Source organism: Halorussus salinisoli, assembly GCA_005239435.1.
GTDB lineage: Archaea > Halobacteriota > Halobacteria > Halobacteriales > Haladaptataceae > Halorussus > Halorussus salinisoli.
This window is the reverse complement of record SZNP01000006.1, coordinates 137195-161018: the sequence shown is the minus strand read 5'-3', so window position 1 is coordinate 161018 and position 23824 is coordinate 137195. Positions and strand designations below refer to the sequence as shown.

Genomic DNA, 23824 nt, shown 5'->3' with positions numbered 1-23824 from the left:
TCACACCGTTTCGTCCGGGTCGTGCTGGTCGGCCATCCGAGTCGCTTCGTCGGCGTACCGCTGGCGGGTCTCGTCGTCTTCGACCGGGTTCAGGCTCTCGGCGTCGGCGTCGATGGCGGCGGTCACGTCCGCGCCCTGCCGGAGCATGTTCATCGAACGCTGGCGCTGGACGCTGTACTCGCCGTCCGTCGTGGCGTACACCAGCGAGACCAGTCCTTTGTCCGTGTAGGTTCGCTCTACGAGCCAGAGTCGCTCGTCGTCCATGTCCGAACCTTTCCCGGAAGCGAGTTGAATCCACCGAGTTAGATTCTTCACCTTTCCCCTCGCTGATACTGCCAGTAGTGTTAAGACGGAAAGCGGCGTATCGGTCTATGAATGATGGTCCACGGGTGGCAGGAATCCAGGGGACACGGAGTACGATGTATCGGCCGCAACCGTCTTAGTTCCCTCTCGGCGACGTAATGACGATGAGCCAGTCCCCGTTGTCCCAGGCGACCGACGACCGCCTCTCCGAGATGCTGTTTCAAGGTGAGGAGGTCGAAGAGGAGTTCACGGTTGAGGGTGCGCGCGTCGCGGTCACGACCCACCGAGTCCTCGTTTTCACCCCCAATGGCGACGGGCGACGGTTCGACCACGCCGACCGACCGAACGTCCTCGACGCAAACGTCGAGACCACGGGACACCGGTCGTACGTCGGTTGGAGCGTCCGAACTGGCGTCTACGGTGCGGTCCTGCTCGGCGGCGGCATCCTCCTGAAGACCAGCGGTATCCTCGACCAACTCGACGCGGCGAATCCACCCGAAAACGCACCTGGCTCCGGCATCGCTCAACTCGTCTCTTTTCTCCCGAAGGCTCTCGGCACGCTCACGAACGGTCTCCTCGTCGTCGGCGGCCTCCTGATTCTCGCGGCCGTCGCACTCGCGGCACTCTACTTCGGTTCCCGGGAGCGCGAACTCGTCATCGAACGCGCTGGCCGCGATCCCATGCGCGTCCCGGTCCACAGCGACGACGCCGAAGACGTCGCCAGACGACTCCGGACCGCGGTAGGAACAGGTTCAAAGCCACGTAGCGACTAGCCGCGCTCGATGGACGGGGACGCGGTTCGAGAGCGCGCGGCGGAGTTACCACGCCAGCCCGGGGTCTACCAATTCGAAGACGGCGAGACGGTAGTCTACGTCGGCAAGGCCGTGGACCTCCGCGACCGGGTGCGGTCGTACGCCGACCCGCGGGGCGAGCGTATCCGCCGGATGGTCCGACGCGCCGACGACATCGACTACTCCGTCACCGACACCGAAACGCAGGCCCTCCTGCTCGAAGCCAACCTCATCAAGCGGTTCCAGCCTCGATACAACGTCCGACTGAAGGACGACAAGTCCTATCCCCTCGTCCAACTCACCGACCACGAGTTCCCCCGAATCGAGATCACCCGCGACCCCGACCCGGAGGCCCGCGCTCGGAGCGACGGCGGTGACTCGCAAGTCTCCGGCCCGCGCGTCTTCGGCCCCTTCACGAAGAAGACGCGGGTCGAGACGGTCGTGAAGGCCCTCCGAGAGACCTACGGCGTCCGGGGGTGTTCGGACCACAAGTTCGCCAACCGAGACCGGCCCTGCCTCGACTACGACATCGGGCTCTGCTCGGCCCCGTGTACCGCCGAAATCGACCGCGACTCCTACGTCACCGACGTGGAGTCGGTCGTCCGCTTCTTCGAGGGCGAGACCGGCGTCCTTGCCGACCCCCTGCGCAGGGAGATGGAGGACGCCGCCGCGAATCAGGAGTTCGAGCGCGCGGCCAACCTCCGGGACAAACTCGACGCCGTAGAGGGGTTCCACGGCGGCGCGGGCGAGGCGGTCGCCAGCCAAGACGACGAGCGCACCGTGGACGTACTCGGCGTCAGCCTCGCTGGCGACTCGGCGACGGTCGCGCGCCTCCACAGCGAGTCGGGCCAACTCGTCGCCCGCGAGCGCCACGCCGTGACGATTCCCGAGGGGGACGCGGACACGGACGCGCCCGACGCGGACACCCGTTCGGGGGCGGTCCTCTCGGCGTTCGTCACCCAGTACTACACCGAGCGCGACCTGCCCGACGCGCTCCTGTTCTCCGACCGGCCGGACGACGACGAGGTACTCGACTGGCTCGAACGCGAGGGCGTGTCGGCCCGGGTCCCCGGCGCTGGCCGGGAGGCGACTCTCGTGGACCTCGCGCTGAAGAACGCCCGGCGCGGCGCGGGCGAACCCGACGCTCTGGCGGCGCTTCGGGACGCCCTCGACCTCGATCGGGTGCCCCGGCGCATCGAGGGCTTCGACGTGAGCCACGCGCAGGGCAAGCACGCGGTCGGGAGCGACGTGGCCTTCGAGGACGGCACTGCCGACAAGTCGGGCTACCGCCGGAAGAAACTCGACGAGCGCAACGACGACTACGCCAACATGTACGACCTCGTGCGCTGGCGGGCCGACCGTGCGATCGAGGGCCGGGACGACCGACCCGACCCCGACCTCCTCCTCATCGACGGCGGAGAGGGCCAACTCGGTGCGGCGCGCGAGGCCCTCGCCGACGCGGGTTGGGACGTGCCGGCGGTCGCACTCGCCAAAGACGAGGAAATCGTCGTCACGCCGACCCGAACCTACGACTGGCCGAGCGACGCCGACCACCTCCACGTCCTCCAGCGCGTCCGCGACGAGGCCCACCGCTTCGCGGTCCAGTACCACCAGACCTTGCGCGACGAGGTTTCGACCGAACTCGACAACGTACCCGGAATCGGCCCGGAGACCCGCCGGAAACTCCTCCGGCGGTTCGGGAGCGTCGAGGGGATTCGAGACGCCTCCGTCGCGGAGTTGCAGGAGGTCGAAGGCGTCGGGGAGAAGACGGCCGAGACTATCGAGACGCGGTTGTGAGCCCCGAAACCTACTCCGTCTGAAGACGCTCCCGCGTCCGTCCCGAGTAGCCCAACACCACCGCCAGCACCAGCAGGACCGCGAATCCGACGACGAGCGCGCTCTGTAACGCCGCCGCGACGGCCATTCCGACCCCGCCGATGGCCGCGATTTTGTACCGACCGGTCCAGATGCCCCGCGTACTGGTCAGGGCGAACGAGAGCGTCAGTAAGTAGACCAGCAGTCCCGACCGGGAGAACCCTCCGGCGAACAGGAGGATGTAGACGCCGATACCGAGCATGATGCTCACCACCGCGACCGAGAACCCCTTCGCCACGGCGACGCGCGTGTTCGACATACGTCCCCGTTCCCGGTCCAGCGTCATAATACGTCGCGTTGTCCGGGCTTCGCGAGAGGGATCACGCTGTCCGACTCCCGACACAAACGTCAAACGTTATGCCCCCATAGCATCGTGTAAGCAACATGAATAACCCCTTCTACGAACTCGGGCGACTCACCGCCGGGCGGAGCGTCTCGCGTCTGCTGGCGGGCGTCGTCACGGTCCTCGCTCTCCTCTTCGTTCTGCCGTTCCTGGACCTCGCGGCGGTCGTGGGCCTGCTCGCGCTGGGCCTGGTCGTCGTGGTTCTCGCCAGTGCGGTCGAAATCGTCGGCCCCTACGAGAAGCGCGCGCTGACGGTGTTCGGCGAGTACCGGGGGCTGTTGGGTCCCGGTCTGAACTTCGTCCCTCCGCTCGTGAGCGAGACCCACACCTTCGACATGCGGACCCAGACCCTCGACGTGCCCGAACAGGAGGCCATCACCGAGGACAACTCGCCCGTGACCGCCGACGCGGTCATCTACATCCGGGTGATGGACGCCGAGAAGGCGTATCTGGAGGTCGACAACTATCGGAAAGCGGTCTCGGACCTCGCCCAGACCACGCTCCGGGCGGTGGTGGGCGACATGGAACTCGACGAGACGCTGCGACAGCAAAAGGAGATAAACTCCCGCATCCACGAGGAACTCGACAGGCCGACCGACGACTGGGGCGTCAGGGTCGAAGCCGTCGAGGTCCAGTCGGTGATGCCCACACCGACCGTCGTGAGCGCGATGGAACAGCAGACCGCCGCCGAGCGCCGCCGCAGGGCGATGATTCTCGAAGCGCAGGGCGAACGCCGGAGCGCCATCGAGAAGGCACAGGGCGAGAAGGCGTCGAACGTCATCCGGGCGCAGGGCGAGAAGCAGAGCCAGATTCTCGAAGCACAGGGAGACTCGGTTTCGACCGTCCTACGCGCCAAGTCCGCCGAATCGATGGGCGAGCGCGCGGTCGTCGACAAGGGGATGGAGACGCTGGACGCCATCGGGCAGGGCGACTCGACCAGTTTCGTCCTCCCGCAGGAACTCTCGTCGCTGGTCGGTCGGTACGGCAAGCACCTGACGGGAAGCGACGTGGCGGGAGACCGCGAATCGCTGGAGAGCCTCGACTTCGACGCCGACACCGAGGACCTGCTGGGTCTGGACGACGTGGCCGGGATGCTCACCGAGTCGGACGGCGAAGGCGTCGGCGTGGACGAGGACGTCGAAATCGTCGAGGAGACGACGAACGCGTCGGAGTCCGAATAAGGCAAGTCAACTGTTTCGGATAGCTACTCGTTTCCTTTCCATTTGAAGAATGGCGTTAGACGATTAAATAGTGGTGTGCGGCGCGTCAGAGGAAGAAAACTCGAAAGAGGACGAACGCGCCGACCAGCGAGTAGACGACCATCATGGCGCGGACGGTCGTCTGCTCGGAGACCCGACTGTTGACGAACGCGCCCGCCTGTCCGCCGACTAGACACGTAAGACCCGCGACAAGACCGAAGTCGAAGGGGACGGTGAAGTGGTGGCCGCTGAAACTCGGCGGTGCGAACCGCAACAGGAGGAGGTTGGTGACGAGTGCGGCGACGATGGTTCCGTGGAGGACGAGCGCGCTCGTCCCCGTCGAGAGCCTGATGGAGATACCCTTACGAACCGTGAGCAAGGTCTGGGTGAGTTCGCCGATGGCGATGGCGACGAATCCGGCCATCGCACCGCCGGCCCCCGCGACGAGTCGGTCGTACCGGTCGAACGTGGACGCGTGAGAGGCCGGCTGGCCCCCGTCGGCAGCGACTCCCTCGGCGTGGTCCTCGTGGCCGGTGTGGGCTCTGAACAGTATCGCCGAGAGGACGATGAGCATCCCGCCGAAGAGCAACTTCAGCACCGTCGAGGGAGCGAAGTACGAGAGTGACCGCGTGAACACGGCAATCGGGACGCTGACGACCAAGATGGCCTTCGCCACGCCGAGGTCTATCTGCTCGCGGTAGTAGTACGCCGAGACGCTACTGGTGTAGCCGAACAGTTCCACGAACAGCGCGAGACCGATAGCGGCCTGAAGCGTCACGTCGGGGAACGCCGGAACGAGCTCGGGGTAGACGAACAGGAAGGCGGGGACGAAGAGGACCGCCGCCTCCATGGCGAACGTATTGACCGTAGTACAAATTGCGAACGTGAGAAGTACGAACGTTATCAGACCGATTGCGGTGAATCCGAGAGGGAGCGCCATCTACGCGAAGCCTCCTGTCGGTGGCTGAATCGGGTGGCCAGGGTCGGAGCGAGCGAACGGCAGTTGCTGTTCCATGGTGGCCCGGTCTAAAAAACGGCTTACTGAAAAGGATTGATGAAGCTCACAACCAATTGCGGACGATGATGAGGTTTTCTACCGCCTCGAAGACGGCGACGGCTTCCGCGCTCGGACGACCAGAAACCGCGGCGTGTGCGACTCGAAGTACGCGAGCGGGCCGTCGGTTTCGGGCGGTCTCGGCTCTCGCAGGTCTTCGAGGACGAACCCGGCCCCGAATATCGGCCCGAGGACGCCGCGGAGCGACCGCCGATAGCACGGAATCTCGATTCGCTTCTCGCCCTCTCCCCAGACGCGGTCGTAGCGTTCGACCTCGTAGTAATCCGCTTCCGTGGCGTCCGCGCTCCCGATTTCGGGGTCCTCGTGTTCGATGACGAAGTAGGTGGTGAACGGGTGGTCGCACGAGACGACGAGTCGGCCGCCCGGTTTCGACACCCGGTGGAACTCCGCCATCGGCGGTCGCCAGTCCTCGACGTGTTCGAGGGTGAGTTGACTGACCACGAGGTCGAAGCTCTCGTCCTCGAAGGCGTCGAGCGGTTCGCGCAGGTCCGCGACCAGAAAGGTCGCTTCGTCTCCGTGTCGGTCGGTCGCCTCGGCTATCATCTCCTCGCTCGCGTCGATGCCGACGACTTCGGCACCTCGCTCGGCCAGCCACGCCGAGTAGTAGCCCGACCCACAACCAGCGTCGAGGACGCGTTTGCCAGAAACGTCGGGAAGCAGACTTCGGACGACGGGCCACTCGTACTCGGCGCGGGCCCGCTGGTCGGGGTTCGAGTCGGCGTACCTCGCCGCCATCTCGCCATACTTTTCGTGTGCATCGGTACTCTCTCCCATGGTCTCCTTCATCGCACCACGCCGAACACAATCAACATTTCCGACACTAACGTTCGTGATAATCGAATGTCGGGTGCGAAACGCCGCGAGGCAGGTCAGAACCCTTCTGTCGGTTCCGGCACGCCGCCCTCCACGTCCACGTCCACCTCGAACTCCTCGCGCAACTCCCGAATCCGGTCCCGGATGTCTGCCGCGAGTTCGAACTCCAGATTGCTCGCGGCCTCGTTCATGCGCTCCTCCAACTCCTCGATGCGGCGCTCGGCCTCGTCGTCGGTCTCGGGTTCGCCGTCGGTGACGCCGGAGGTGTCGGTCTTGCTCCCCGGCAGGTTGGCCTCCGAGACCTCCTTCTCGATGGTCGTCGCCTCGAAGCCGTGTTCCTCGTTGTACTCCTGCTGGATCCGGCGACGGCGCTGGGTCTCGCCGATTGCGGCCTCCATCGCGTCGGTGGTCTCGTCGGCGTAGAGGACGACTTCGCCGTTGACGTTCCGGGCCGCGCGACCCATCGTCTGGACCAGCGACGTTTCGGAGCGCAGGAACCCCTGCTGGTCGGCGTCGAGTATGGCTACGAGCGAGACTTCGGGGATGTCGAGGCCCTCGCGCAGGAGGTTGATACCCACCAGCACGTCGAACTCGCCGAGGCGGAGGCCTCGGACGAGTTCGTGGCGTTCGAGGGTGTCGGTCTCGTCGTGCATGTACTCGACTGCGACTCCGGCCTCCTCCAGATACTCGGTCAGGTCCTCGGCCATGCGCTTGGTCAGCGTCGTGACGAGGACGCGCTCGTCGTTCTCCGTCCGATGCTCGATGCGGTCCATCAGGTCGTCGATTTGCCCCTCGGCGTCGGACACCTCGACCTTGGGGTCCACGAGGTGCGTGGGCCGGACGATCTGCTCGACGATCTGGTCGCTCTGGTCGCGCTCGTAGTCGGCGGGCGTCGCCGAGACGTAGAGGGTCTGGTCGGTCTTCTCCTCGAACTCCTCGAAGGTGAGCGGCCGGTTGTCGTAGGCCGTCGGGAGTCGGAAGCCGTTCTCCACGAGACTGTCTTTGCGGGACTTGTCGCCCGCGAACTGGCCCTTGATCTGGGGGACGGTCTGGTGGGACTCGTCGATGACCGTCAGGAAGTCGTCGGGGAAGTAGTCGAGCAGGGTGTAGGGCGCGTCGCCGGGTTCGCGGTCCGAGAGGTAGACCGAGTAGTTCTCGATACCCGAGCAGTAGCCCGCCTCCTTCATCATTTCGAGGTCGAAGGTCGTGCGCTCCTCGATGCGCTGGGCCGCAACGAGGTCGTTGTTGCGCTCGAAGTACCGGATGCGGTCGTCCAAGTCCGACTCGATTTCGGCGATGGCGTCGTCCATCGTCTGCTCCGGAATCGAGTAGTGTTCGCCCGGGTGGACGAGGACCGCGGACTCCTGGGACTGGACTTCCCCCTCCAAGGGGTCTACCTTCATCATGCGGTCGATTTCGTCGCCCCAGAGTTCCACTCTGACCGCGTACCGGCCGTACATCGGGAATATCTCGATGGTGTCGCCCCGCACCCGGAAGGTGCCCTGCGTGAAGTCCACGTCGTTGCGCTCGTAGTTCAGGTCCACGAGACGCGCCAGCAGTTCGTCGCGGCCCACCTCGTCGCCGACCTCCAACCGGAGGCTCATGTCTTCGTAGTTGCGCGGGTCGCCGAGACCGTAGATGGCCGAGACGGAGGCGACCACGATTACGTCGTCGCGCGTCAGTAGCGAGCGCGTCGCGGAGTGACGCAGGCGGTCGATTTCCTCGTTGATGGAGGCGTCTTTCTCGATGTACTTGTCGGTCTGCTCGACGTAGGCCTCCGGTTGGTAGTAGTCGTAGTAACTGACGAAGTACTCGACGGCGTTGTCGGGGAACAGGTTCCGGAACTCCTCGTACAACTGCGCCGCGAGGGTCTTGTTGTGGGCGATGACCAGCGTCGGTTGCTGTATCTCCTCGACTACCCACGAAACCGTGTTCGTCTTCCCGGACCCCGTTACCCCCAGTAGGGTCTGCTTGTCCATGCCCGATCGGAACCCCTCGGCCAACTGCTTGATGGCGTCCGGTTGGTCGCCTGCGGGGTCGAAGGGTGCGTCGACCCGAAAGTCGGACTCGGCCTCGGGTCTGTCGGGCGAAAGTGGCCCTGAGTCGGCGTCGCTCATTGTAGAGCGAGGTAGGGATTGGAGCTACTTTACCCCCTCGTCGCGTCCGTCAATCGTGAACCCCGAAGGGAGATTGCGTGGGTCCTCGGCCAGCGACTCCGCGATCGCCGCGACCGCCGCGACCGAGTGTGAAACCGCTTAACAGACGGGCTTCGGATTCACGCCCATCCCTTCCAGCGTCTCGGTGTACTCGTCGTAGGCCGTCTGAATCACGCCGTTCGCGGCCTCCAGCGCACGGTCCCAGTCGTCTTCGCTCTCGCAGACCTCCGCCAGTAACTCCGTCCCGCGCTCGATTTGCCCGTCCAGGTCGCCGCCCAAGTCACGGAACAGTTGGGCGGTCTGGGGGTCGGCCTGCCCGACGAAGAAGCCGACCATCTGCTCTTTGGACTTCTCGCTGGCGAGCGTCCGGCCGAGGAAGCCACCGACGCGGCCCGCGTCGTCCTCGATACCTCGCAGGTAGTCGTGGATGGCAGGCACCTCGCTCGGTTCGTGGTCGTCGTCCAGTTTCGCCGTGACCTGCTCGTAGTGGTCGCGCTCCTGCTCGGCGAAGTCGGCGAAGGTCTCGCGGACCGACTCGGCGGCGTCCCCGTCGTCGGCCCACTGCTGGAACGTCTCGCTGGCGGCGTGTTCGGCCTCCGCGGCGGCGCGGAACACGACTTCCGGTTCCATCTCGCCTTCGGTCTCGGCGTAGAGCGATTTCGAGGAGCCGAGTCGTGAGAGCGCGGTCTCGTTCTCGTCGCGGACGGTGTCGAGGAACTCGTCTGGGTTCATGGGTTCCAGTACGGAAACCAGTCGCTTGTAAGTAGCGACAGCGGCGGAAAAGACGAAGACGAAGTTACGGAACTACTCGCCGCTACCGGTCTCGATGGGTGCGTCCACGAGATTGCCCCACTCGGTCCAGGACCCGTCGTAGTTCACGGTGTCGTCGTAGCCGAGCAGTTCGTGGAGCGCGAACCAGGCGACCGACGAGCGCTCGCCGATGCGGCAGTACGCGACCGTCGTTCCGTCGCCGTCGATGTCCTCGTCGGCGTAGAGGTCTTCGAGTTCGTCGCGGGTCTTGAACGTGCCGTCGTCGTTCGTGACCGCGGCCCACGAGATGTTCCTCGCGCCGGGAATGTGGCCGCCGCGCTGGGCGGTCTCCTGGAGGCCCGGCGGGGCGAGGACCTCGCCGCTGTACTCCTCGGGCGAGCGCACGTCCACGAGGGGGACGCCGCGGTCGATGGCCTTCTCCACGTCGTCGCGGTAGGCGCGAATGGACTCGCGCGGGCCGCCCGCCTCGTAGGTCTGCTCGGAGAACTCCGGTACTTCGTCGGTGGTCGGGTAGTCGTTTTCCAGCCAGTAGTCGCGGCCGCCGTCGAGCAGGCGCACGTCGTCGTGGCCGTAGTACTTGAACTGCCAGTAGGCGTAGGCCGCGAACCAGTTGGAGTTGTCGCCGTAGAGGACCACCGTCGAGTCCTCGGTGATGCCGTGGCTCCCGAGCAGGTCCTCGAAGTCGTCCTTTTCGAGGATGTCGCGCTGAGTCTGGTCCTGAAGCTGAGTCTCCCAGTTGAAGCCGATAGCGCCCGGCGCGTGGGCTTCGTCGTAGGCCTCGGTGTCTACGTCGACTTCCACGAGTCGGTACTCGGGGTCGTCGCTCTGGAACTCGTCTAGGTGATTCTCCACCCAGTCGGCGGAGACGAGAACGTCGTTTGCGTACTCGGTGTCGCTCATAACCATCTAGACGTACACGGCCTCTCGTTATATCCTCTTTACTTACGGTAGGTAACGCCTTGTGTCTCCCGTACCGGAAAGGATTGCCGGTGGCGGAGCTATCCGCCAGAAATATATTCGAACTGACAACGCTCGCCGGGCAGGATGCGGCAATTATCTCTGGTAGCTGTGAGATGCTGCGAGAGACCGTCCGGAACGGGGGACATTTACCACCGGACTCCCTACGCTGGTCCGATGAACCAGAACGTCGTAGTCAGCGCCGATTGGCTCGCCGACCACCTCGGCGAGGTGGCGGTCGTAGACGTGCGCGAGGCGTGGGAGTACGACGGCATCGGCCACATCCCCGGTGCGGTCAGCATCCCCTTCGACGAGTTCCGGAGCGAGGATAACGGTGACGAAGGCATGCTGCCGGGCGCTGATGCGTGGGCCGACCTGCTGGGCGCGGCGGGCATCTCGGCCGACGACACCATCGTCGCCTACGACGACACCCACGGCGTGTTCGCCGCGCGGTTCCTCGTGACCGCGGAGGCCTACGGCCACGACGACCTCCACCTGCTCGACGGCGACTTCAGTTCGTGGATGCGCGAGTACGAGACGAGCAGCGACGCGCCGGAGGTCGAGTCCGCGGAGTACGCGGTCGGGACGCCGACCGACTCGCCGCTCGTAGACCACGAGGGAGTCGAGCGGGCCATCGAGGACGCCGACAGCGTCCTCGTGGACACCCGCGACGACTGGGAGTACGAGGAGGGCCACGTCCCCGGCGCGGTCAACCTCGACTGGCGCGAACTCGTGGACGACGAGACCCGGGGGCTGAAACCCCGCGACGAACTGGAGTCGATTCTGGAGGCTCACGGTATCACGCCCGACAAGCGCGTGGTCCTCTACTGCAACACGGCCCGGCGCATCAGCCACACGTACGTCGTCCTCTCGTCGCTCGGTTACGACGATTTGGCGTTCTACGAGGGGAGTCTGACCGAGTGGGAGAAAATCGGCGGGCCTATCGAGACCGGGGACTGAGACGTAAATCGTCGTCATAGAACTGTATTCCACTATCTGGGATATAATATCGATTATATATGCATAGAAAACCCACCTGAAGAATACCTATACATTGCTCTACCCACCGTCGCGCTCTGACGTCCGGTCGCCGCGAGCGGCGACCGGACGGGGGCTTTCTAAGCGTTCACTGTTACGTAACTGCTGTCACCGTCAACGATGGCAGTTCGTAGCGACCCGGCAGGGGCTTTCTGAAAAGTTGACTCCAACTCCGACGGCTACCTCCGAACCATCACACTGCACACCAACCGCGACCGGACCGAGGATTTCGAAACCGAAGAACCCCGTGACGCCTCCGACGATTCGGTCTACTTCCGGTCCGGGGTATCCAAACGTTCAAACCCGATGACGACCAACCCCGGCCCAGTGACATCCGGCGATTCGTGGCGCGAGGTGTTCGGCCACTCCGAGCCGTACGACGAGCAGGTGGACGGCATCGAGACGGCCATCGACACCGCCGAAGACGGCGGGTTCGCGGTCGTAGAGGGTGCCTGCGGGACTGGCAAGACCATGCTGGCGCTGACGGCGGGCATTCACCTCGTCCGCGACCCCGAGAGCGACTACGAGCGCGTGGTCGTCCTGACGAGCGTCAAACAGCAACTCCGGCAGTTCGAGGAGGACCTCCGGACCATCAACTCGAACCTCCCGACCGACTGGGACCCCGTGACCGGCCTCACGCTCGTCGGGAAGGCCGACGTGTGCCCGTACAACCGCGAGAACGCGGGCGGTATCGACGACGGAAACGTCTACGAGCGATGCGAATCGCTCCGGGAGGACACCCGCGGAATAACGGGGGAAGGCGGAGCCACTACCGCCCAGAATCTGGTCTCCCGAGCGCAGAGCCAGCAGACCGGGTTGGCCGACAGCGGACGACAGGGCCGGGCCGCCGCGCAGTTCCTCGAAACCGCCGGCGAACCGACGCCGTACCCGCCCGAGATGCCCGAGTACGAGGACGTCGAGTACTGCCCGTTCTACGCCCAGTTCCTCGACGACCTGCCCGAGGACGGCGACCCCGTGGAGGCGGTCCCGTTCGACTTCGACGGTACGGGTCTCATCGACCCCGAGGAACTCGTTTCCCTCTCGGTCCAACACGGCACCTGCCCCCACTCGATGATGGGCGCAATCTTGGGCCACGCCGAGGTCGTCGTCGGAAATTACTACCACGCCTTCGACCCGGTGACGACCGGCGGATTCACGGGTGCCCTGCTCGACAAGTCCACCTTCGTCGTCTGCGACGAGGCCCACATGCTCGAACCCCGCGTGCGCGACCTCGTGAGCGACGCCGTGGGCGACAAGACACTGCGAGACGCCGAGTCCGAACTCACGCGGGTCATCCAACCCGTCAAGTTCGACGGCGACAAAAAATCCCACACCACCGCCGACGCCGACCTCGTGCGCGGCGAACTCGAAGACAGCGACGTGTCCTTGTCGGACATCGAGGCGACCCGCGACTTCTTCCGGGACCTCCGCGAGGAGTTGGACCGCCGGGTTACGGCCCACCTCGAACGCGAGCATCGGGGCTGGAAGTCGAACCTCCACGACCTGCCCGACGACGAGATACCCCTGCGCGACCCGACCGAACCGCAACCCGACGAAATCTCGGAGTGGGCCGAATCGGAGGGGTACCACGACGGCATCTGGGTCAAGGCCGAGGCCGTGGGGTCGGTCGTCGCGCGCATCCTGAACGAGGCCGAGGACGACGAGAAGGAGCGCGCCGCGCCCGCCGCGGGCCGGGTCCTCGGCGAGTGGTACCGCAACGACCACGAACGCTACTTCCGGGAGATAGAACTCGAACGAACGTGGAACGAGAAGGAACCCGACACCTCGTGGCGACGCGCCTACAACGCTCGCCTCGCCATGCAGAACTGCGTGCCGAGCGACGCCATCGGCGAGCAACTCGCGGAGTTCGGCGGCGGGGTCCTGATGAGCGCGACCCTCGAACCCCTCGACGTGTTCGAGGAGGTGACGGGGCTGAACCACCTCGACGAGGAACAGGGCCGTCCCGTCGTGGACCGAACCTACGGCCTGAACTTCCCCGAGGAGAACCGCGAGAGCTTCGCCGTCGACGCGCCCAAGTTCACCTACGACAACCGCGGCAGGCCGGGCGAGGAGACCCGGACCCGGCAGGTGTACGCCGACGCGCTCCGCGACGTGGCCCAGTCGCCGGGCAACGTCCTCGTCGGGATGCCCAACTACGCCGAGGCCGAGTGGGCCGCCGAGAGCCTCCGCGAGAACTCCAAAGTCGAGAAGTCGGTCCTGTTGGACGAGAGCAGCGACGACGACGTGACCGAGGACCTCAAAGCCGAGTTCTTCGGCGGCGACGGGAAGGTTCTCGTGACCAGCCTCCGGGGCACCCTGACCGAGGGCGTGGACTACGAGGGCGACAAACTCCACGCCGCGGTGGTCTGTGGCGTCCCCATCATCAACACCGCCAGCCCCCGGACGAAGGCCGTCAGAACCGCCTACGACCGCGCCTTCGGCGACGGCTTCCAGTACGCCCTCACCGTCCCCGCGGTCCGGAAAGCCCGCCAGGCCCTCGGTCGGGTGATTCGTGGCCCGGAGGAGGTCGGCGTCCGCGTGCTGGTGGACTCCCGCTACGCCCGCGATTCGTGGGACAGCGTGCGAGAGTACTTTCCGGACGTCGAGCGCGAGGAGTTCCAACCCGTGAGTCCCGACATGCTCTCGCTCGGACTGGAGCGATTCTGGCGCGACCCGGAGTAGCTATCTGCGGCCCCGAGGTGACGCGGCCTACTTCCGACCCGAAGTGACGTCGATATCGGCGGTCTGGCCGAACGTCCCCTCGTTCCGCCCGTCTTCCGACCCTTCGCCTCGCTCGTCTCTCAACTCGTTCAGGCGTGTTCGGAGGTCGGCCTCGAACGCCTCCCTGTCGTCGCCGAATCGTTCGGGCGAGCAGAACGACAGCGAGAAGACGTAGCCGACGACGCCCTCGACGGTCCACTCGCGCTCGGACTCGAACTTTCGGACCTCGACGTCAGAGAATCCGTGGTCTTCGAGGAGTTCGTCCCACGGGTCGTCGTACTCCTCGACCGGGCCTGTCCGGGGCGGCAGGTCGTCGAGGTACTCGTCGGCGACCCGGTACACGTCCGCCTGCCAGTCCTCGACTCCCTTCGTGAGCCACTCGGTGTCGTTGACGGTCGCTACCCCGCCGCCCGGTTCGGTCGTCCGGTAGAGTCGGTCGAGGGTCGCCTCCTGGTCCATCCAGTGGAACGACCGTCCCATCGTGGTGAGCCAAAACGTCCCGAGGTCCTCGTGCAGACTCTCCCGCAGGTCGGCGTCCGACCCGACGACCCACTCGACGTTCTCCCGACCGGCGTCTCGGGCCTTCCGGCGGGCCTGCCGCAGCATCTCCTCGTTCGGGTCCATCCCCACGACCGTGCCGACGTGCGCCGCGAGTGGGACGGCGATCTGGCCCGTGCCGCACCCGAGGTCGAGGACTCGGGCGGAGCCGTCCAGTTGGAATCGGTCTCTCAGGTATTGGACGACCGGCTCGCCGTAGTCGGGCCGATGGTCGGCGTAGTACTCCTCGGTTCCCTCGAACGGGGAGGCGGTCGAGTTCTCGTCCGCGGTCATAGTCCGCCTACGTGATTGCCTCCGGAGAAAGTATCGCTCGCCGACCGGGAGTCAGTCGCCGACCGGGTGCCAGCAGTCCACCAGCGGCCGCTCGTCGGCCGCCCCTCCCGCGGTCCCAGTTTCACTTTCACCGCGCCCTTGGATCGCCTTTAACCCCCTGAGACGCCTACTCGTCTCCGAAGCGCCGACTTCGATGGGAGGCAATCCAAGATGAAAACACGAGCCACCCCGACCCACGACGACACCCGCGACCGAATCGAGACCTACGAGCGCACCGACAGCGACGGCCGGGCGGAACTCGTCCTCTACAACCCCGCCGAGAGCCACGAGTGGCTCAACGCCGCGGCAGCGAGTACCGTCGAACTGGAGGAGTACCGATGAGCGTCGAACGCGACGCCCCGGCGGACTCCGAGCCTCCAGAGGAGTACTACCTCGTGAGTCAGTCTCCGACCACGAAGAAGCGCCACCGGCCGGACGACACCGGCGACGACCCCGCGTGCCGAGCGTTCCTCCAGCGCGACGACGCTACGTGGCGCAAGCTCACGCCGCGCCAGACCGTCTTCTACGACGATTGCGCCAACTGCTTTCCCCGCGGGTAGGAGTTCACGACCGTTCTTCGACGACCGCTCGCCCACTTCCGCTAGCCGAGACGACGTGGGCGTCTTCGGGGTCGAAGCCGACCAGCAGGGTGTCCTCCGCGGGGCGCTCGGGCGCTCGCAGGGTCACGCTACTGCCCGCCCAGTCGAGGTGGACGCGGAACGACTCGCCGAGGAACTCGACCGTCTCCACGCTCGCCTCGAAGCCGTTCTCGCCCGCGTCTCGGGTCAGGTGCTCCGGGCGGACGCAGAAGACGACCTCGCTTCCCTCGGGCGCGTCGAGGCCCGGGAGGCGGAAGGTCGCACCGCCGACCCGGACCGTCGCTCCGGAGTCGTCGCCCCCGCGCCCGTCCACCTCGCCCGCGAAGACGTTGTTCTCGCCGAGGAACTCCGCGACGAACCGGGTGTTCGGCCGGCGATACACGTCCTCGGGCCTGCCGACCTGTTCGACCCGGCCGTCGTTCATGACGGCCACTCGGTCCGAGACGGCGAGAGCCTCCTCCTGGTCGTGGGTGACGTAGACCGTCGTGATTCCGAGATCGGACTGGATTCGCTTGACCTGCGTCCTGAGGTCCTGCCGGAGTCGGGCGTCGAGCGCGCTCATGGGTTCGTCGAGCAGCAGCACGTCCGGGCCGGGCGCGAGCGCCCGCGCCAGCGCGACGCGTTGGCGCTGGCCGCCCGAGAGTTCGTCCGGATTCCTGTCCTCGAACCCCGGCAGGTCCACGAGTTCGAGGAGGTCGGCCACGCGCGCTGCCTTCGACTGACCGCCGGGCGTCTCCCGGAACCGGAGGCCGTAGGCGACGTTCTCGCCGACCGTCATGTGCGAGAACAGCGCGTAGTTCTGGAAGACGATGCCCACGTCGCGGTCCTCCGGCGGCACGCCCGCCATCTCGCGGTCGCCGAATCGAACCTGCCCCGAGTCCGGCGATTCGAAGCCCGCGATTGCTCGCAGGGTCGTGGTCTTCCCGCACCCCGAGGGACCGACCAGCGTGAAGAACTCCCCGTCGGCCACGTCGAGGCTCACGTCGCGGAGGGCCGTCACGCCGTCGAACGATTTGGAGACTCCTCGCAGGCGGAGACTCGTCACGCCTCCCACCTCCCCCCGAGTCGGTCCACGACCACGAAGCTGAGGCTGGTCACGACCAGCAGGACCGTCCCCATCGCGGTGGCCGGGCCGAGAGTGCGGTTGCCGATGTATCGCTCGACGGCGACTGGCATGGTGTAACTGGTGCTCCCGGTCGCCAAAATCACCGTCGAATCGAACTCGCCGATGCTGATGGCGAAGGCGAACGCGGCCCCGGCGGCGACCCCCGACGCCACGAGGGGGAGTTCCACGTCGAGGAGCGCGCGGACCCGAGTCGCGCCCAGGGCCCGGGCCGACTCCACGACCGAGCGGTCCACGCCCGAGAGCAGTGGCGCGACGTTCCGGACGACGAAGGGGTAGGCCGCGACGGCGTGGGCGGCGGTGATGGCGACTGGTCCGGTCACTTGCACGCGGTGGCCGAACAGTTCGACGCCGAAGACGAGACCCCGGAGCATTCCGAGACCGACGACGACGCCGCTGACCGCGAGCGGGGCCATCGCCGCGGCGTCGGCGAGTCGCGTCCCACGGCCACCCCGCGTAGTCAGAACCGAGACGGTCACGCCCATCGGGAGCGCGACCAGCAAGGTAGCGACCCCGAACAGGACGGAGTTCCGGATCGCGACGCCGGGTTTCGTCTGGAAGGAGGCCCCTTCGGCCTGTCGCTGGACGAGGAATTCGTAGTACTGGAGCGTGAACCCGGAGGGACCGGTCACGCTCTCGGCGACCATGGTCGCTATCGGACCGACGAAGACCACGGCGACCACGAGCGCGTAGGCGAGGACGCCCGCGCGTTCGAGTGCGGCGCCCGGAGAGGGCGACTGGGGGAAGAGTCGTTTTCGAGGCGGCGGGTTCGCGGCCCGACCGCCGCCGGACTGGCGGGCCTCGTACCGGAGGTAGGCGTAGGTCAGCGCGAGCGAGACGGCGGTCTCGGCCACCGCGAGGGTCGCGGCCTCGGCGTACTCCAGTTCCTGCACCAGCGAGTAGACCCACACCTCGACCGTGGCGAGTTGAAACCCACCCAGGGCGAGGACGATGGGGAACGACATGAACGTGAAGACGAAGGTGAGGAGCGCGCCCGTCAGAACCGCCGGGAGGAGTTGCGGAGCAAGCACGTCGCGGAAGGCGTACCACGGGTTCGCGCCGAGCGACCGGGCGGTCTCGACCATCCGGGCGTCCACGCTCTCCCACGCCGCGGTGGTGACCCGAACGACCAAGGGCGCGTTGTAGAAGGCGTGGGCCACGACGATGGCTTCGAGCGTGAACAGGAGGTTGGCGGGACCCAGACCGAGAATCGCGAGTAGGTCGTTCAGGGGGCCGCGAGAGCCGAAGAAGGCGACGAAGCCGATGGCGACCATGATGGAGGGCATCACGAACGGGAGGATGGTCAGCGAGCGAATCGTCCGTCTGCCGGGGAACTCGTAGCGCGACAGGACGTACGCCCCCGGAAGGCCGAGCAGGACGCTGGCGACCGTCGAGAGGAAGGCCTGGTACGCGGTGAACCCGAACAGGCCGAGTGGCTGGTCGGCGGCGACCTCGGCGACTGCGCCGAACTCCCCGGCGAACACCGGGGCGAGCGCGCCGAAGTAGAAGGGGTCGGTGAGGACGGTGACGACGACGTCGAGCGTCCACTCGCCGCCGACCCGGACCACGTCGGCGAACACCGTGAGGACGGGGTAGTAGAAGACGACCGCGAGGACGAGCGCAGTTGCGACTCCGAGGACCGAGATGGCGTGGCGTTCGAGCCACTGGGTCGTCGTTCGAGGCCGGGCCGCTTCCCGTCGGGTCGCGTCACCTCGGTTCCCCTCGGGTCGGGTCACGAGTGGGCTATCTGCCGCCGGCTATCTCTCGCGCCCACGAGTCCACCCACGAGTCGACGTTGCCCTGTAGTTCCTCGTAGGTGAACGTGACCGGGTTCTCCGGTATCTTGGCGTACTTCTCGAACTCCTCGCTGAGGGGTGCCCAGTCGGTCGCGGGGAACTGGACGTTGAGTTGGGCGATCTTCTGCTGGGCCTGCTTCGAGAGCAGGAAGTCCATGAACGCCTCGGCGAGTTCGGGGACGTCGGTATTGGCGAACTTCGCCATCCCCTCGGGGTTGGCGTAGCCCTGCCCGTCGAGGAAGCCGACCTGATGCTTGCTCATGTCCTTGTCCTGGCGGTTGGCGTACACCTGGTCGGTCGAGTAGGAGACCACCATCGGAGCCTCGCCGTTCTCGTAGGCAGTGTAGGCGTCGCTCCACGACCCGAGAATCTTCACGTCGTTGTTCTTCAACTTCTTCCAGTAGTCGAGATACTGGTCTTCGCCGCGGTTGTAGATGGTCCACAGCAGGAACGCCCGGCCCGTGGCGGCGGTCTTGGCGTTCTGGACGATGAGGTCGCCCGCGTACCGGTCGGCCAGCAGGTCGTCGAAGGTTTCCGGGGCCTGCTCGATCTCGTTCTCGTCGTAGACGAGGCTGATGTAGCCCGTGTCGTAGGGAATCGCGCGGCTCTCGGGGTCGAACTTGAGACCGTCCTCGACGTGGCCGTAGTTCGAGAGTTCGTCGGCCGTCCGCGTGAACAACTGCGTCTCGCCGAGTTTCTCGTCGATGCGGATGAGGTGGTCCACGTTGAGACCGACGTAGACGTCGGTGTCGATGTCCACGCCCTGCGAGGCGCGCTGGATGTAGTAGTTGAGTTCGTTCTCGGGCGTCTGCCACTCGACGGTCACGTCGGGGTGGCGCTTCTCGAACTCCTCTTTCACCCACGGGCCGGGCGAGGAACTCGGCGCGTCCACGAACGAACTGTACGTGGCGACCTTCAGCGTTCCGCTGAGGCTCTCTTCGGTCGTGGTCTCGGCGGCGGCGGTCCCTTCGGTCGTCGTCTCCGTCTCCCCGCCGGTGGTCGTCTCTCGTCCACTCTCGCCACCGGTACAGCCAGCGAGACCGATGAGCGTCGCGGTCGTGCCGTGTTTCAGAAAGTCTCGTCGTCTCATTACTCGGTTGTTGTACCCAGTGATACTTAATTGGCGTCATCTGAACTGGGAGTGTGCGAACGATACTCGGTGTCGTCGCGGGCGAGCCGAAAGGTTTTGACACGGGCGTTCGATTGACGGGTATGTCCGCACGGCGACAGTGGGTGCTGGCAGGTCTGTTGACACTGGTCGGTCTGCTCGCGGCCGCAGTGCTGTTCGACGTTCTCGGTACCGTCTTCTTCGCGGTCACGGTGGCGTACGTCCTCGTGCCGCTTCACGAGCGATTCGTCCGGCGCGGGATGCCGTCGTGGTGGGCCAGCGCCGCCGCGACGACCGTGGCGTTCGTCAGCGTCCTCCTCTTTTTCCTCTCGTTCGGCTTCCTCGTCTATCGACGGCGGAGCGAGTTGGTGGGTTTCCTGCTCGACCTCCCCGAGAGCGTGACGTTCGAACTCCTCGGCACGGCCTACACCATCGACGCCGGAGCCCTGACGGAAGTCGCCCGCGAGTATCTCGGTTCCATCGCGCTGTCGCTGGCCCGACTCGCACCGGTGCTGGCCCTCAAGGGGACGCTGTTCGCGCTGTTGGTGTTCGCGCTACTGATTCGGCGACGGGAGGCCCGTCACGCCCTGCTCGCACCGATTCCCCACGCCTATCGGGACGTCGCGTCCGCGTTCCACGAGCGCACCCGGGAGACGCTGTTCGCCATCTACGTCCTGCAGGCCGCCACGGCGGCGGCCACCTTCCTCGTCGCGCTCCCCGTCTTCTACCTGCTCGACTACCAGTTCTTCCTCACGCTCGCTCTCGTGGCTGGCTTCCTCCAGTTTCTCCCCATCGTCGGCCCGTCGTTTCTGGTCGCCCTGCTGGCGGCGTATCGGCTGACCGCGAACGAAGTCGTCGGCGCGGTGCTGGTCTTCGTCGTGGGCGGCGTCGTCGTCGGTTGGCTCCCGGACGCGGTCATCCGGACGCGATTGGCCCGCGAGACGGCCCACCTGCCGGGGAGCCTCTACTTCGTCGGCTTCACGGGCGGCCTGCTCAGCGTCGGGCCGATCGGGTTCATCGCCGGGCCGCTGGTCGTCGCGCTCCTCGTGGAGGCGACGGAGATGCTGGCGGCCGAGGTGAACGGGTACGGGAGCGAGAACGCGGGGTGAGAGACGCGGATACGACCCCGAACCGCTCTCACCGACGACTTCCGCGCTTCCAAACGTCTCCGTGAACCCGAGTACCAAGACTTTTACCCCGGAAAGTCGCGTTCGAAACCATGAGCGAGGACGCCGAGGAGCGCGACGAGTTGGTGGACGACGAGACGATTCCGGACGACGTAGACGAAGCGGAACTCGAAGAGATGGCCGAGGAGGACCCGGCCGCCGCGTTCGAGCAGGCGGGGGAAATCCCCGGCACGCACCTCCGGGCGGCGGAGTTCTGGGACGACATCATCGCCGACATGGAGGCGACTGCCGGCGAGTACGAGGCCGACGGGTGGGACACCCTCCAACTCCACCCCGGCGACGTGACCGTCCTCGTGCCCGGCGACGGCGACGAGCGATTCGGTCTCGACGTGCTGGCACCGAACGACGAGTTCGAGCAACTCGAAGCCCTGCTAGAGGACGAGGCCTCGTTCGACGCCTACGAGGTGTTCCGAGCGATGGCCGACAGACTGGTGCTGTTCGTGGTCGCCATGGAGGACCGCGACCGCGAAATCGCCGTCCTCTACCCCGCCTACTACGACGCCCAGAACGCTCAAGCGATGCTGAAAGCCGCCCGGAGCGCCGGAGAGATGCGAACCTACGTCCGGACGCTGACCGACGAGCAGATAGAGTTCACCCACGAGGAACCGGAGAACTTCGGGCCGCCGTCCGACGAGGGCGACGAGGACGCCGACTGAGCGTCGATTCGTCGCTGGCCGTTGCCGAGTTCGTCGCCGGGAGCGAAGCGTACGAGGAAGAGAAGTGGCGCGACCGAACCCGCGTCAGTCGTCGCCCTCGGCGGTATCGACCGTCTCGGCCTCCGAGGCTTCCATCTCGTGGCCGCAGTTGGGACACTCCATTTCGCCGTGGCGCAACTGCTCGCTGGCCGACCGAACCTCGCGCATCACGCCCGAGATGCGGTCCTCGGCCTCCAACTCCTCGTCGACCGAGAGGTCCACGCCCTCGACTTCGAGCAGGAACTTGGCCACCTCGGTCACTTCGTACATCATGTCGTCTAGCTCCTCGGCCGTGAAGAAGCCCGACATCGCACCGTAGAGGAAGGTCGCGCCCGCCTGTCGGACCTTGTTCTCGAAGGAACTCCGGGCCTGATTGACCGCCTGCGGGGTGTAGGTGTCGGTCATGAAGGGGACGAGTTCGGGCAGGTTCTCGCCGATTTTCGTCATCTCGACGCCGGTCTCGGTCCGGAAGTCGGCGCAGAGTCGGGCGATGGCCCACTCGCGGGCGGTGATGTACGTCCGGTCGCGCAGGAACTCGTTGACTCGGTCGTACTGCGCGCCGTCCATCTTGGTGAACCGCTCGTACTTCTGCACGTCCGCCGGAACGTCCTCGCGCTCGTCGGTGGCGTCTCCGCGCTCGTCGGTAGGGTCCTCGTTCTCGACTGCCGACTCCTCGTCGGTCGCTCCGTCGGCTTCGTCGGCCACTACGTCGTCCTCGCCAGCCGTCACGTCGTCAGTGGCTACGTCGTCGTCGGTCGCCACGTCGTCCTCTTCGACGTGCTCCTCGTCGGCGTCGCCTGAGGCATCTGCGTCTCCGGCTCGGTCGATATCGGACGGAGCGTCGAAAGCGGGTTCGTCGTCGGATTCCGAGGTCACGTCGGCGGACTGTTCGGCGTCCTGATTGTCGTTCTCGGGCGGACGCGATGGGTCGTCTGCCATGAATCGGGGTAGCGGTGGGAGGTGGAAAAGCGTATCGTCTGGTAGTAGTCGTGGCGGCTACACAATAGTTTTGTCGGAGGCGGCGGTTGGGGGAGGTATGAACGTCCTGCTCGGAATCGGCGGAAGCGACGACTCGCTTCGCGCGCTCGAACGGTCCATCGAACGCGCGACGGCCGCGGGCGACGACCTCACGGTAGCTATCCTCGAAAACCCCGAGAGCGACCGCGAGACCAGCGACATCGAGTCGCGGGTGTTCGAGGCGCTCGAAACCGCGGAGTTCGCGGCCGAGGTCCGACACCTCTCGGGCGACCCCGGAAGCCGACTCGTGGACCTCGCCGAGCGCGAGGGGTTCGACCAGATCGTCCTCGGCGGCGGCCAGCGCAGTCCGATGGGGAAGATAAAACTGGGCCACATCGCGGAGTTCGTCCTCCTGAACTCCCCGGTCAGCGTCAAACTAGTCCGATGAGTCGAAGCGAGCGTAGTTACCCGGACGAGGAGGCCGGGTCGTTCCCGACCCCGCCGCTGTCGTTCACCGACAAGGAGGGACGGGAGATAGAGATTCGACCCTACGACGACGAGGAGTTCGAGGCCATCGTGGAGATGTACACCGACTTCGAACCCGCCGACCGCGCGCAGGGCATCCCGCCAGCCACCGAGTCGCGGGTCCGCGACTGGTTCGAGAACCTGCTGGACGGCCTGAACGTGGTCGCGTGGCACGACGACCGGGCGGTCGGCCACGCCACGCTGGTCCCCGACGAGGACGCCTACGAACTCGCTATCTTCGTCCACCAGGACTACCAGCGCGCCGGTATCGGCTCGGAACTCATCCGGACGCTGTTGGGTCACGGACAGGAGAAAGGCGTCGAGAAGGTCTGGCTGACGGTCGAACGCTGGAACCACGCCGCCGTGAACCTCTACGAGTCGGTGGGCTTCGAGACCCACGGCACCGAGAGCTTCGAGTTGGAGATGGTGTTGCGGCTCTGAGTCGGACGAGTCGGTGTGACCTCACACCGACAGCACGGGCTGGCTCGCGTACAACAGCACGTACTCGGCGGCCTTCTCCAATACTTCGCCGGGCTCCCCGCTGAGGGGTTCGCGCGGAATCACGAGGAAGTCGGCGTCGATGTCCTCCGCGGTGTCGAGGACCGCGCTTCCGGGGTGCTGGGTCTTTCTGGTGGTCGAGAAGCCGTAGGCGTTCGAGGTCGAGAGGGTCACGCCGTAGTCGGCCGCGAGGTCCCGAACCTCGTCCATGAACGTCTCGGTCTCCGAGAGTACGTCCTCTTCGGGGACCGCACCGCTTTCGATGCCACGGACGAGTTCCTCGCCGAGAACGTACATCGCGTGGACCGAAGCGCCGTACTGCTCGGCGATGACGGCGGCGTACTCGACGGCTTCGACCGACTCGTCGCTCCCATCGACCGGAACGAGGACGGTATCAACTTCGAGCGGCGGCTCGGTCATGTGC

The 23824-nt window shown here is 66.0% G+C and carries 24 protein-coding genes; 11 read left to right on the top strand and 13 right to left on the bottom strand.

What is annotated here, in order from left to right:
- Positions 1 to 264 (bottom strand): hypothetical protein, encoded by a 264-nt coding sequence (locus E2484_RS17655; RefSeq protein WP_137286505.1) that lies wholly within the window; start codon positions 262 to 264, stop codon positions 1 to 3.
- 203 nt (positions 265 to 467) lie between these two features.
- Between E2484_RS17655 and E2484_RS17650 the strand changes: the two genes are divergently transcribed.
- Together E2484_RS17650 and E2484_RS17645 are read left to right on the top strand one after the other, a co-directional pair.
- Positions 468 to 1076: a hypothetical protein gene (locus E2484_RS17650; RefSeq protein WP_137286504.1), complete on the top strand. Its 609-nt coding sequence runs from the start codon at positions 468 to 470 to the stop codon at positions 1074 to 1076.
- Positions 1077 to 1085: 9 nt separating this feature from the next.
- Positions 1086 to 2891, top strand: coding sequence for an excinuclease ABC subunit C (locus E2484_RS17645; RefSeq protein WP_137286503.1), 1806 nt, complete (start codon positions 1086 to 1088; stop codon positions 2889 to 2891).
- Positions 2892 to 2901: 10 nt separating this feature from the next.
- On the opposite strand, the gene E2484_RS17640 is transcribed toward E2484_RS17645, so the two are convergent.
- Positions 2902 to 3228, bottom strand: a complete 327-nt coding sequence (locus E2484_RS17640) for a hypothetical protein (protein WP_137286502.1) — start codon at positions 3226 to 3228, stop codon at positions 2902 to 2904.
- Positions 3229 to 3353: 125 nt separating this feature from the next.
- On the opposite strand from E2484_RS17640, the gene E2484_RS17635 reads away from it, so the two are divergent.
- Positions 3354 to 4493, top strand: coding sequence for an SPFH domain-containing protein (locus E2484_RS17635; RefSeq protein ID WP_137286501.1), 1140 nt, complete (start codon positions 3354 to 3356; stop codon positions 4491 to 4493).
- Between the two features lie 85 nt (positions 4494 to 4578).
- Here the strand turns inward: E2484_RS17635 and E2484_RS17630 are convergent, their stop codons facing one another.
- The 5 genes from E2484_RS17630 to E2484_RS17610 all read right to left on the bottom strand — a co-directional run bounded on the left by E2484_RS17630 (position 4579) and on the right by E2484_RS17610 (position 10226).
- A complete protein-coding gene (locus E2484_RS17630) occupies positions 4579 to 5451 on the bottom strand; it encodes a TSUP family transporter (protein WP_137286500.1) in 873 nt (290 codons plus the stop codon).
- Between the two features lie 153 nt (positions 5452 to 5604).
- Positions 5605 to 6360 carry a class I SAM-dependent methyltransferase gene (locus tag E2484_RS17625; RefSeq protein WP_170977406.1) on the bottom strand — a complete coding sequence of 252 codons (756 nt, stop codon included), beginning with the start codon at positions 6358 to 6360 and terminating at the stop codon, positions 5605 to 5607.
- Positions 6361 to 6455: 95 nt separating this feature from the next.
- The gene (gene uvrB / locus E2484_RS17620) at positions 6456 to 8516 is read right to left on the bottom strand and encodes an excinuclease ABC subunit UvrB (protein WP_137286498.1); all 2061 of its coding nucleotides are present in this window, start codon (positions 8514 to 8516) and stop codon (positions 6456 to 6458) included.
- A 138-nt stretch (positions 8517 to 8654) separates the two neighbouring features.
- Entirely contained in the window at positions 8655 to 9287 is a 633-nt protein-coding gene (locus E2484_RS17615) for a rubrerythrin family protein (RefSeq protein WP_137286497.1), read from the bottom strand.
- Positions 9288 to 9359: 72 nt separating this feature from the next.
- Positions 9360 to 10226, bottom strand: coding sequence for a sulfurtransferase (locus tag E2484_RS17610; RefSeq protein WP_137286496.1), 867 nt, complete (start codon positions 10224 to 10226; stop codon positions 9360 to 9362).
- A gap of 234 nt (positions 10227 to 10460) precedes the next feature.
- Here E2484_RS17610 and E2484_RS17605 point away from each other — a divergent pair, with 234 nt between their 5' ends.
- A complete protein-coding gene (locus E2484_RS17605; RefSeq protein WP_137286495.1) occupies positions 10461 to 11243 on the top strand; it encodes a sulfurtransferase in 783 nt (260 codons plus the stop codon).
- Between the two features lie 405 nt (positions 11244 to 11648).
- A complete protein-coding gene (locus E2484_RS17600) occupies positions 11649 to 14003 on the top strand; it encodes an ATP-dependent DNA helicase (RefSeq protein ID WP_321112704.1) in 2355 nt (784 codons plus the stop codon).
- Positions 14004 to 14030: 27 nt separating this feature from the next.
- Here E2484_RS17600 and E2484_RS17595 read toward each other — a convergent pair whose 3' ends face one another.
- Positions 14031 to 14873 carry a class I SAM-dependent methyltransferase gene (locus tag E2484_RS17595; RefSeq protein ID WP_170977405.1) on the bottom strand — a complete coding sequence of 281 codons (843 nt, stop codon included), beginning with the start codon at positions 14871 to 14873 and terminating at the stop codon, positions 14031 to 14033.
- Between the two features lie 210 nt (positions 14874 to 15083).
- Here E2484_RS17595 and E2484_RS25150 point away from each other — a divergent pair, with 210 nt between their 5' ends.
- A complete protein-coding gene (locus E2484_RS25150; protein ID WP_170977404.1) occupies positions 15084 to 15254 on the top strand; it encodes a hypothetical protein in 171 nt (56 codons plus the stop codon).
- A complete protein-coding gene (locus tag E2484_RS17590) occupies positions 15251 to 15472 on the top strand; it encodes a hypothetical protein (RefSeq protein WP_137286493.1) in 222 nt (73 codons plus the stop codon). The genes E2484_RS25150 and E2484_RS17590 overlap by 4 nt, the downstream gene beginning before the upstream one ends.
- A gap of 4 nt (positions 15473 to 15476) precedes the next feature.
- Here the strand turns inward: E2484_RS17590 and E2484_RS17585 are convergent, their stop codons facing one another.
- Genes E2484_RS17585 through E2484_RS17575 form a run of 3 tightly spaced genes read right to left on the bottom strand, consistent with a single transcriptional unit; the run spans position 15477 to position 19520 of the window.
- Positions 15477 to 16556 (bottom strand): ABC transporter ATP-binding protein, encoded by a 1080-nt coding sequence (locus E2484_RS17585; protein ID WP_137286492.1) that lies wholly within the window; start codon positions 16554 to 16556, stop codon positions 15477 to 15479.
- Positions 16553 to 18370, bottom strand: coding sequence for an ABC transporter permease (locus E2484_RS17580; RefSeq protein WP_137286491.1), 1818 nt, complete (start codon positions 18368 to 18370; stop codon positions 16553 to 16555). The genes E2484_RS17585 and E2484_RS17580 overlap by 4 nt, the downstream gene beginning before the upstream one ends.
- A gap of 7 nt (positions 18371 to 18377) precedes the next feature.
- Positions 18378 to 19520, bottom strand: a complete 1143-nt coding sequence (locus tag E2484_RS17575; RefSeq protein WP_137286490.1) for a thiamine ABC transporter substrate-binding protein — start codon at positions 19518 to 19520, stop codon at positions 18378 to 18380.
- Positions 19521 to 19642: 122 nt separating this feature from the next.
- Between E2484_RS17575 and E2484_RS17570 the strand changes: the two genes are divergently transcribed.
- The gene (locus E2484_RS17570; RefSeq protein ID WP_137286489.1) at positions 19643 to 20647 is read left to right on the top strand and encodes an AI-2E family transporter; all 1005 of its coding nucleotides are present in this window, start codon (positions 19643 to 19645) and stop codon (positions 20645 to 20647) included.
- A 110-nt stretch (positions 20648 to 20757) separates the two neighbouring features.
- Positions 20758 to 21381, top strand: coding sequence for a DUF7529 family protein (locus E2484_RS17565; protein WP_321112703.1), 624 nt, complete (start codon positions 20758 to 20760; stop codon positions 21379 to 21381).
- Positions 21382 to 21465: 84 nt separating this feature from the next.
- On the opposite strand, the gene E2484_RS17560 is transcribed toward E2484_RS17565, so the two are convergent.
- Positions 21466 to 22359 carry a DUF5806 family protein gene (locus tag E2484_RS17560; RefSeq protein ID WP_170977403.1) on the bottom strand — a complete coding sequence of 298 codons (894 nt, stop codon included), beginning with the start codon at positions 22357 to 22359 and terminating at the stop codon, positions 21466 to 21468.
- Positions 22360 to 22456: 97 nt separating this feature from the next.
- Between E2484_RS17560 and E2484_RS17555 the strand changes: the two genes are divergently transcribed.
- A complete protein-coding gene (locus E2484_RS17555; protein WP_137286488.1) occupies positions 22457 to 22825 on the top strand; it encodes a universal stress protein in 369 nt (122 codons plus the stop codon).
- A complete protein-coding gene (locus E2484_RS17550; RefSeq protein ID WP_137286487.1) occupies positions 22822 to 23343 on the top strand; it encodes a GNAT family N-acetyltransferase in 522 nt (173 codons plus the stop codon). Before E2484_RS17555 ends, E2484_RS17550 begins: the two co-directional genes overlap by 4 nt.
- Positions 23344 to 23364: 21 nt before the next feature.
- On the opposite strand, the gene E2484_RS17545 is transcribed toward E2484_RS17550, so the two are convergent.
- A complete protein-coding gene (locus tag E2484_RS17545; RefSeq protein ID WP_137286486.1) occupies positions 23365 to 23820 on the bottom strand; it encodes a universal stress protein in 456 nt (151 codons plus the stop codon).
- Positions 23821 to 23824: the final 4 nt, after the last annotated feature.

Excerpts from the sequence above, each read along its gene's own strand:
- E2484_RS17655 (WP_137286505.1), bottom strand. The coding sequence starts at position 264 with ATGGACGACGAGCGACTCTGGCTCGTAGAGCGAACCTACACGGACAAA.
- E2484_RS17650 (WP_137286504.1), top strand. The coding sequence starts at position 468 with ATGAGCCAGTCCCCGTTGTCCCAGGCGACCGACGACCGCCTCTCCGAG.
- E2484_RS17645 (WP_137286503.1), top strand. The coding sequence starts at position 1,086 with ATGGACGGGGACGCGGTTCGAGAGCGCGCGGCGGAGTTACCACGCCAG.
- E2484_RS17640 (WP_137286502.1), bottom strand. The coding sequence starts at position 3,228 with ATGTCGAACACGCGCGTCGCCGTGGCGAAGGGGTTCTCGGTCGCGGTG.
- E2484_RS17635 (WP_137286501.1), top strand. The coding sequence starts at position 3,354 with ATGAATAACCCCTTCTACGAACTCGGGCGACTCACCGCCGGGCGGAGC.
- E2484_RS17630 (WP_137286500.1), bottom strand. The coding sequence starts at position 5,451 with ATGGCGCTCCCTCTCGGATTCACCGCAATCGGTCTGATAACGTTCGTA.
- E2484_RS17625 (WP_170977406.1), bottom strand. The coding sequence starts at position 6,360 with ATGGGAGAGAGTACCGATGCACACGAAAAGTATGGCGAGATGGCGGCG.
- uvrB (WP_137286498.1), bottom strand. The coding sequence starts at position 8,516 with ATGAGCGACGCCGACTCAGGGCCACTTTCGCCCGACAGACCCGAGGCC.
- E2484_RS17615 (WP_137286497.1), bottom strand. The coding sequence starts at position 9,287 with ATGAACCCAGACGAGTTCCTCGACACCGTCCGCGACGAGAACGAGACC.
- E2484_RS17610 (WP_137286496.1), bottom strand. The coding sequence starts at position 10,226 with ATGAGCGACACCGAGTACGCAAACGACGTTCTCGTCTCCGCCGACTGG.
- E2484_RS17605 (WP_137286495.1), top strand. The coding sequence starts at position 10,461 with ATGAACCAGAACGTCGTAGTCAGCGCCGATTGGCTCGCCGACCACCTC.
- E2484_RS17595 (WP_170977405.1), bottom strand. The coding sequence starts at position 14,873 with ATGACCGCGGACGAGAACTCGACCGCCTCCCCGTTCGAGGGAACCGAG.
- E2484_RS25150 (WP_170977404.1), top strand. The coding sequence starts at position 15,084 with ATGAAAACACGAGCCACCCCGACCCACGACGACACCCGCGACCGAATC.
- E2484_RS17590 (WP_137286493.1), top strand. The coding sequence starts at position 15,251 with ATGAGCGTCGAACGCGACGCCCCGGCGGACTCCGAGCCTCCAGAGGAG.
- E2484_RS17575 (WP_137286490.1), bottom strand. The coding sequence starts at position 19,520 with ATGAGACGACGAGACTTTCTGAAACACGGCACGACCGCGACGCTCATC.
- E2484_RS17570 (WP_137286489.1), top strand. The coding sequence starts at position 19,643 with ATGTCCGCACGGCGACAGTGGGTGCTGGCAGGTCTGTTGACACTGGTC.
- E2484_RS17565 (WP_321112703.1), top strand. The coding sequence starts at position 20,758 with ATGAGCGAGGACGCCGAGGAGCGCGACGAGTTGGTGGACGACGAGACG.
- E2484_RS17560 (WP_170977403.1), bottom strand. The coding sequence starts at position 22,359 with ATGGCAGACGACCCATCGCGTCCGCCCGAGAACGACAATCAGGACGCC.
- E2484_RS17555 (WP_137286488.1), top strand. The coding sequence starts at position 22,457 with ATGAACGTCCTGCTCGGAATCGGCGGAAGCGACGACTCGCTTCGCGCG.
- E2484_RS17550 (WP_137286487.1), top strand. The coding sequence starts at position 22,822 with ATGAGTCGAAGCGAGCGTAGTTACCCGGACGAGGAGGCCGGGTCGTTC.
- E2484_RS17545 (WP_137286486.1), bottom strand. The coding sequence starts at position 23,820 with ATGACCGAGCCGCCGCTCGAAGTTGATACCGTCCTCGTTCCGGTCGAT.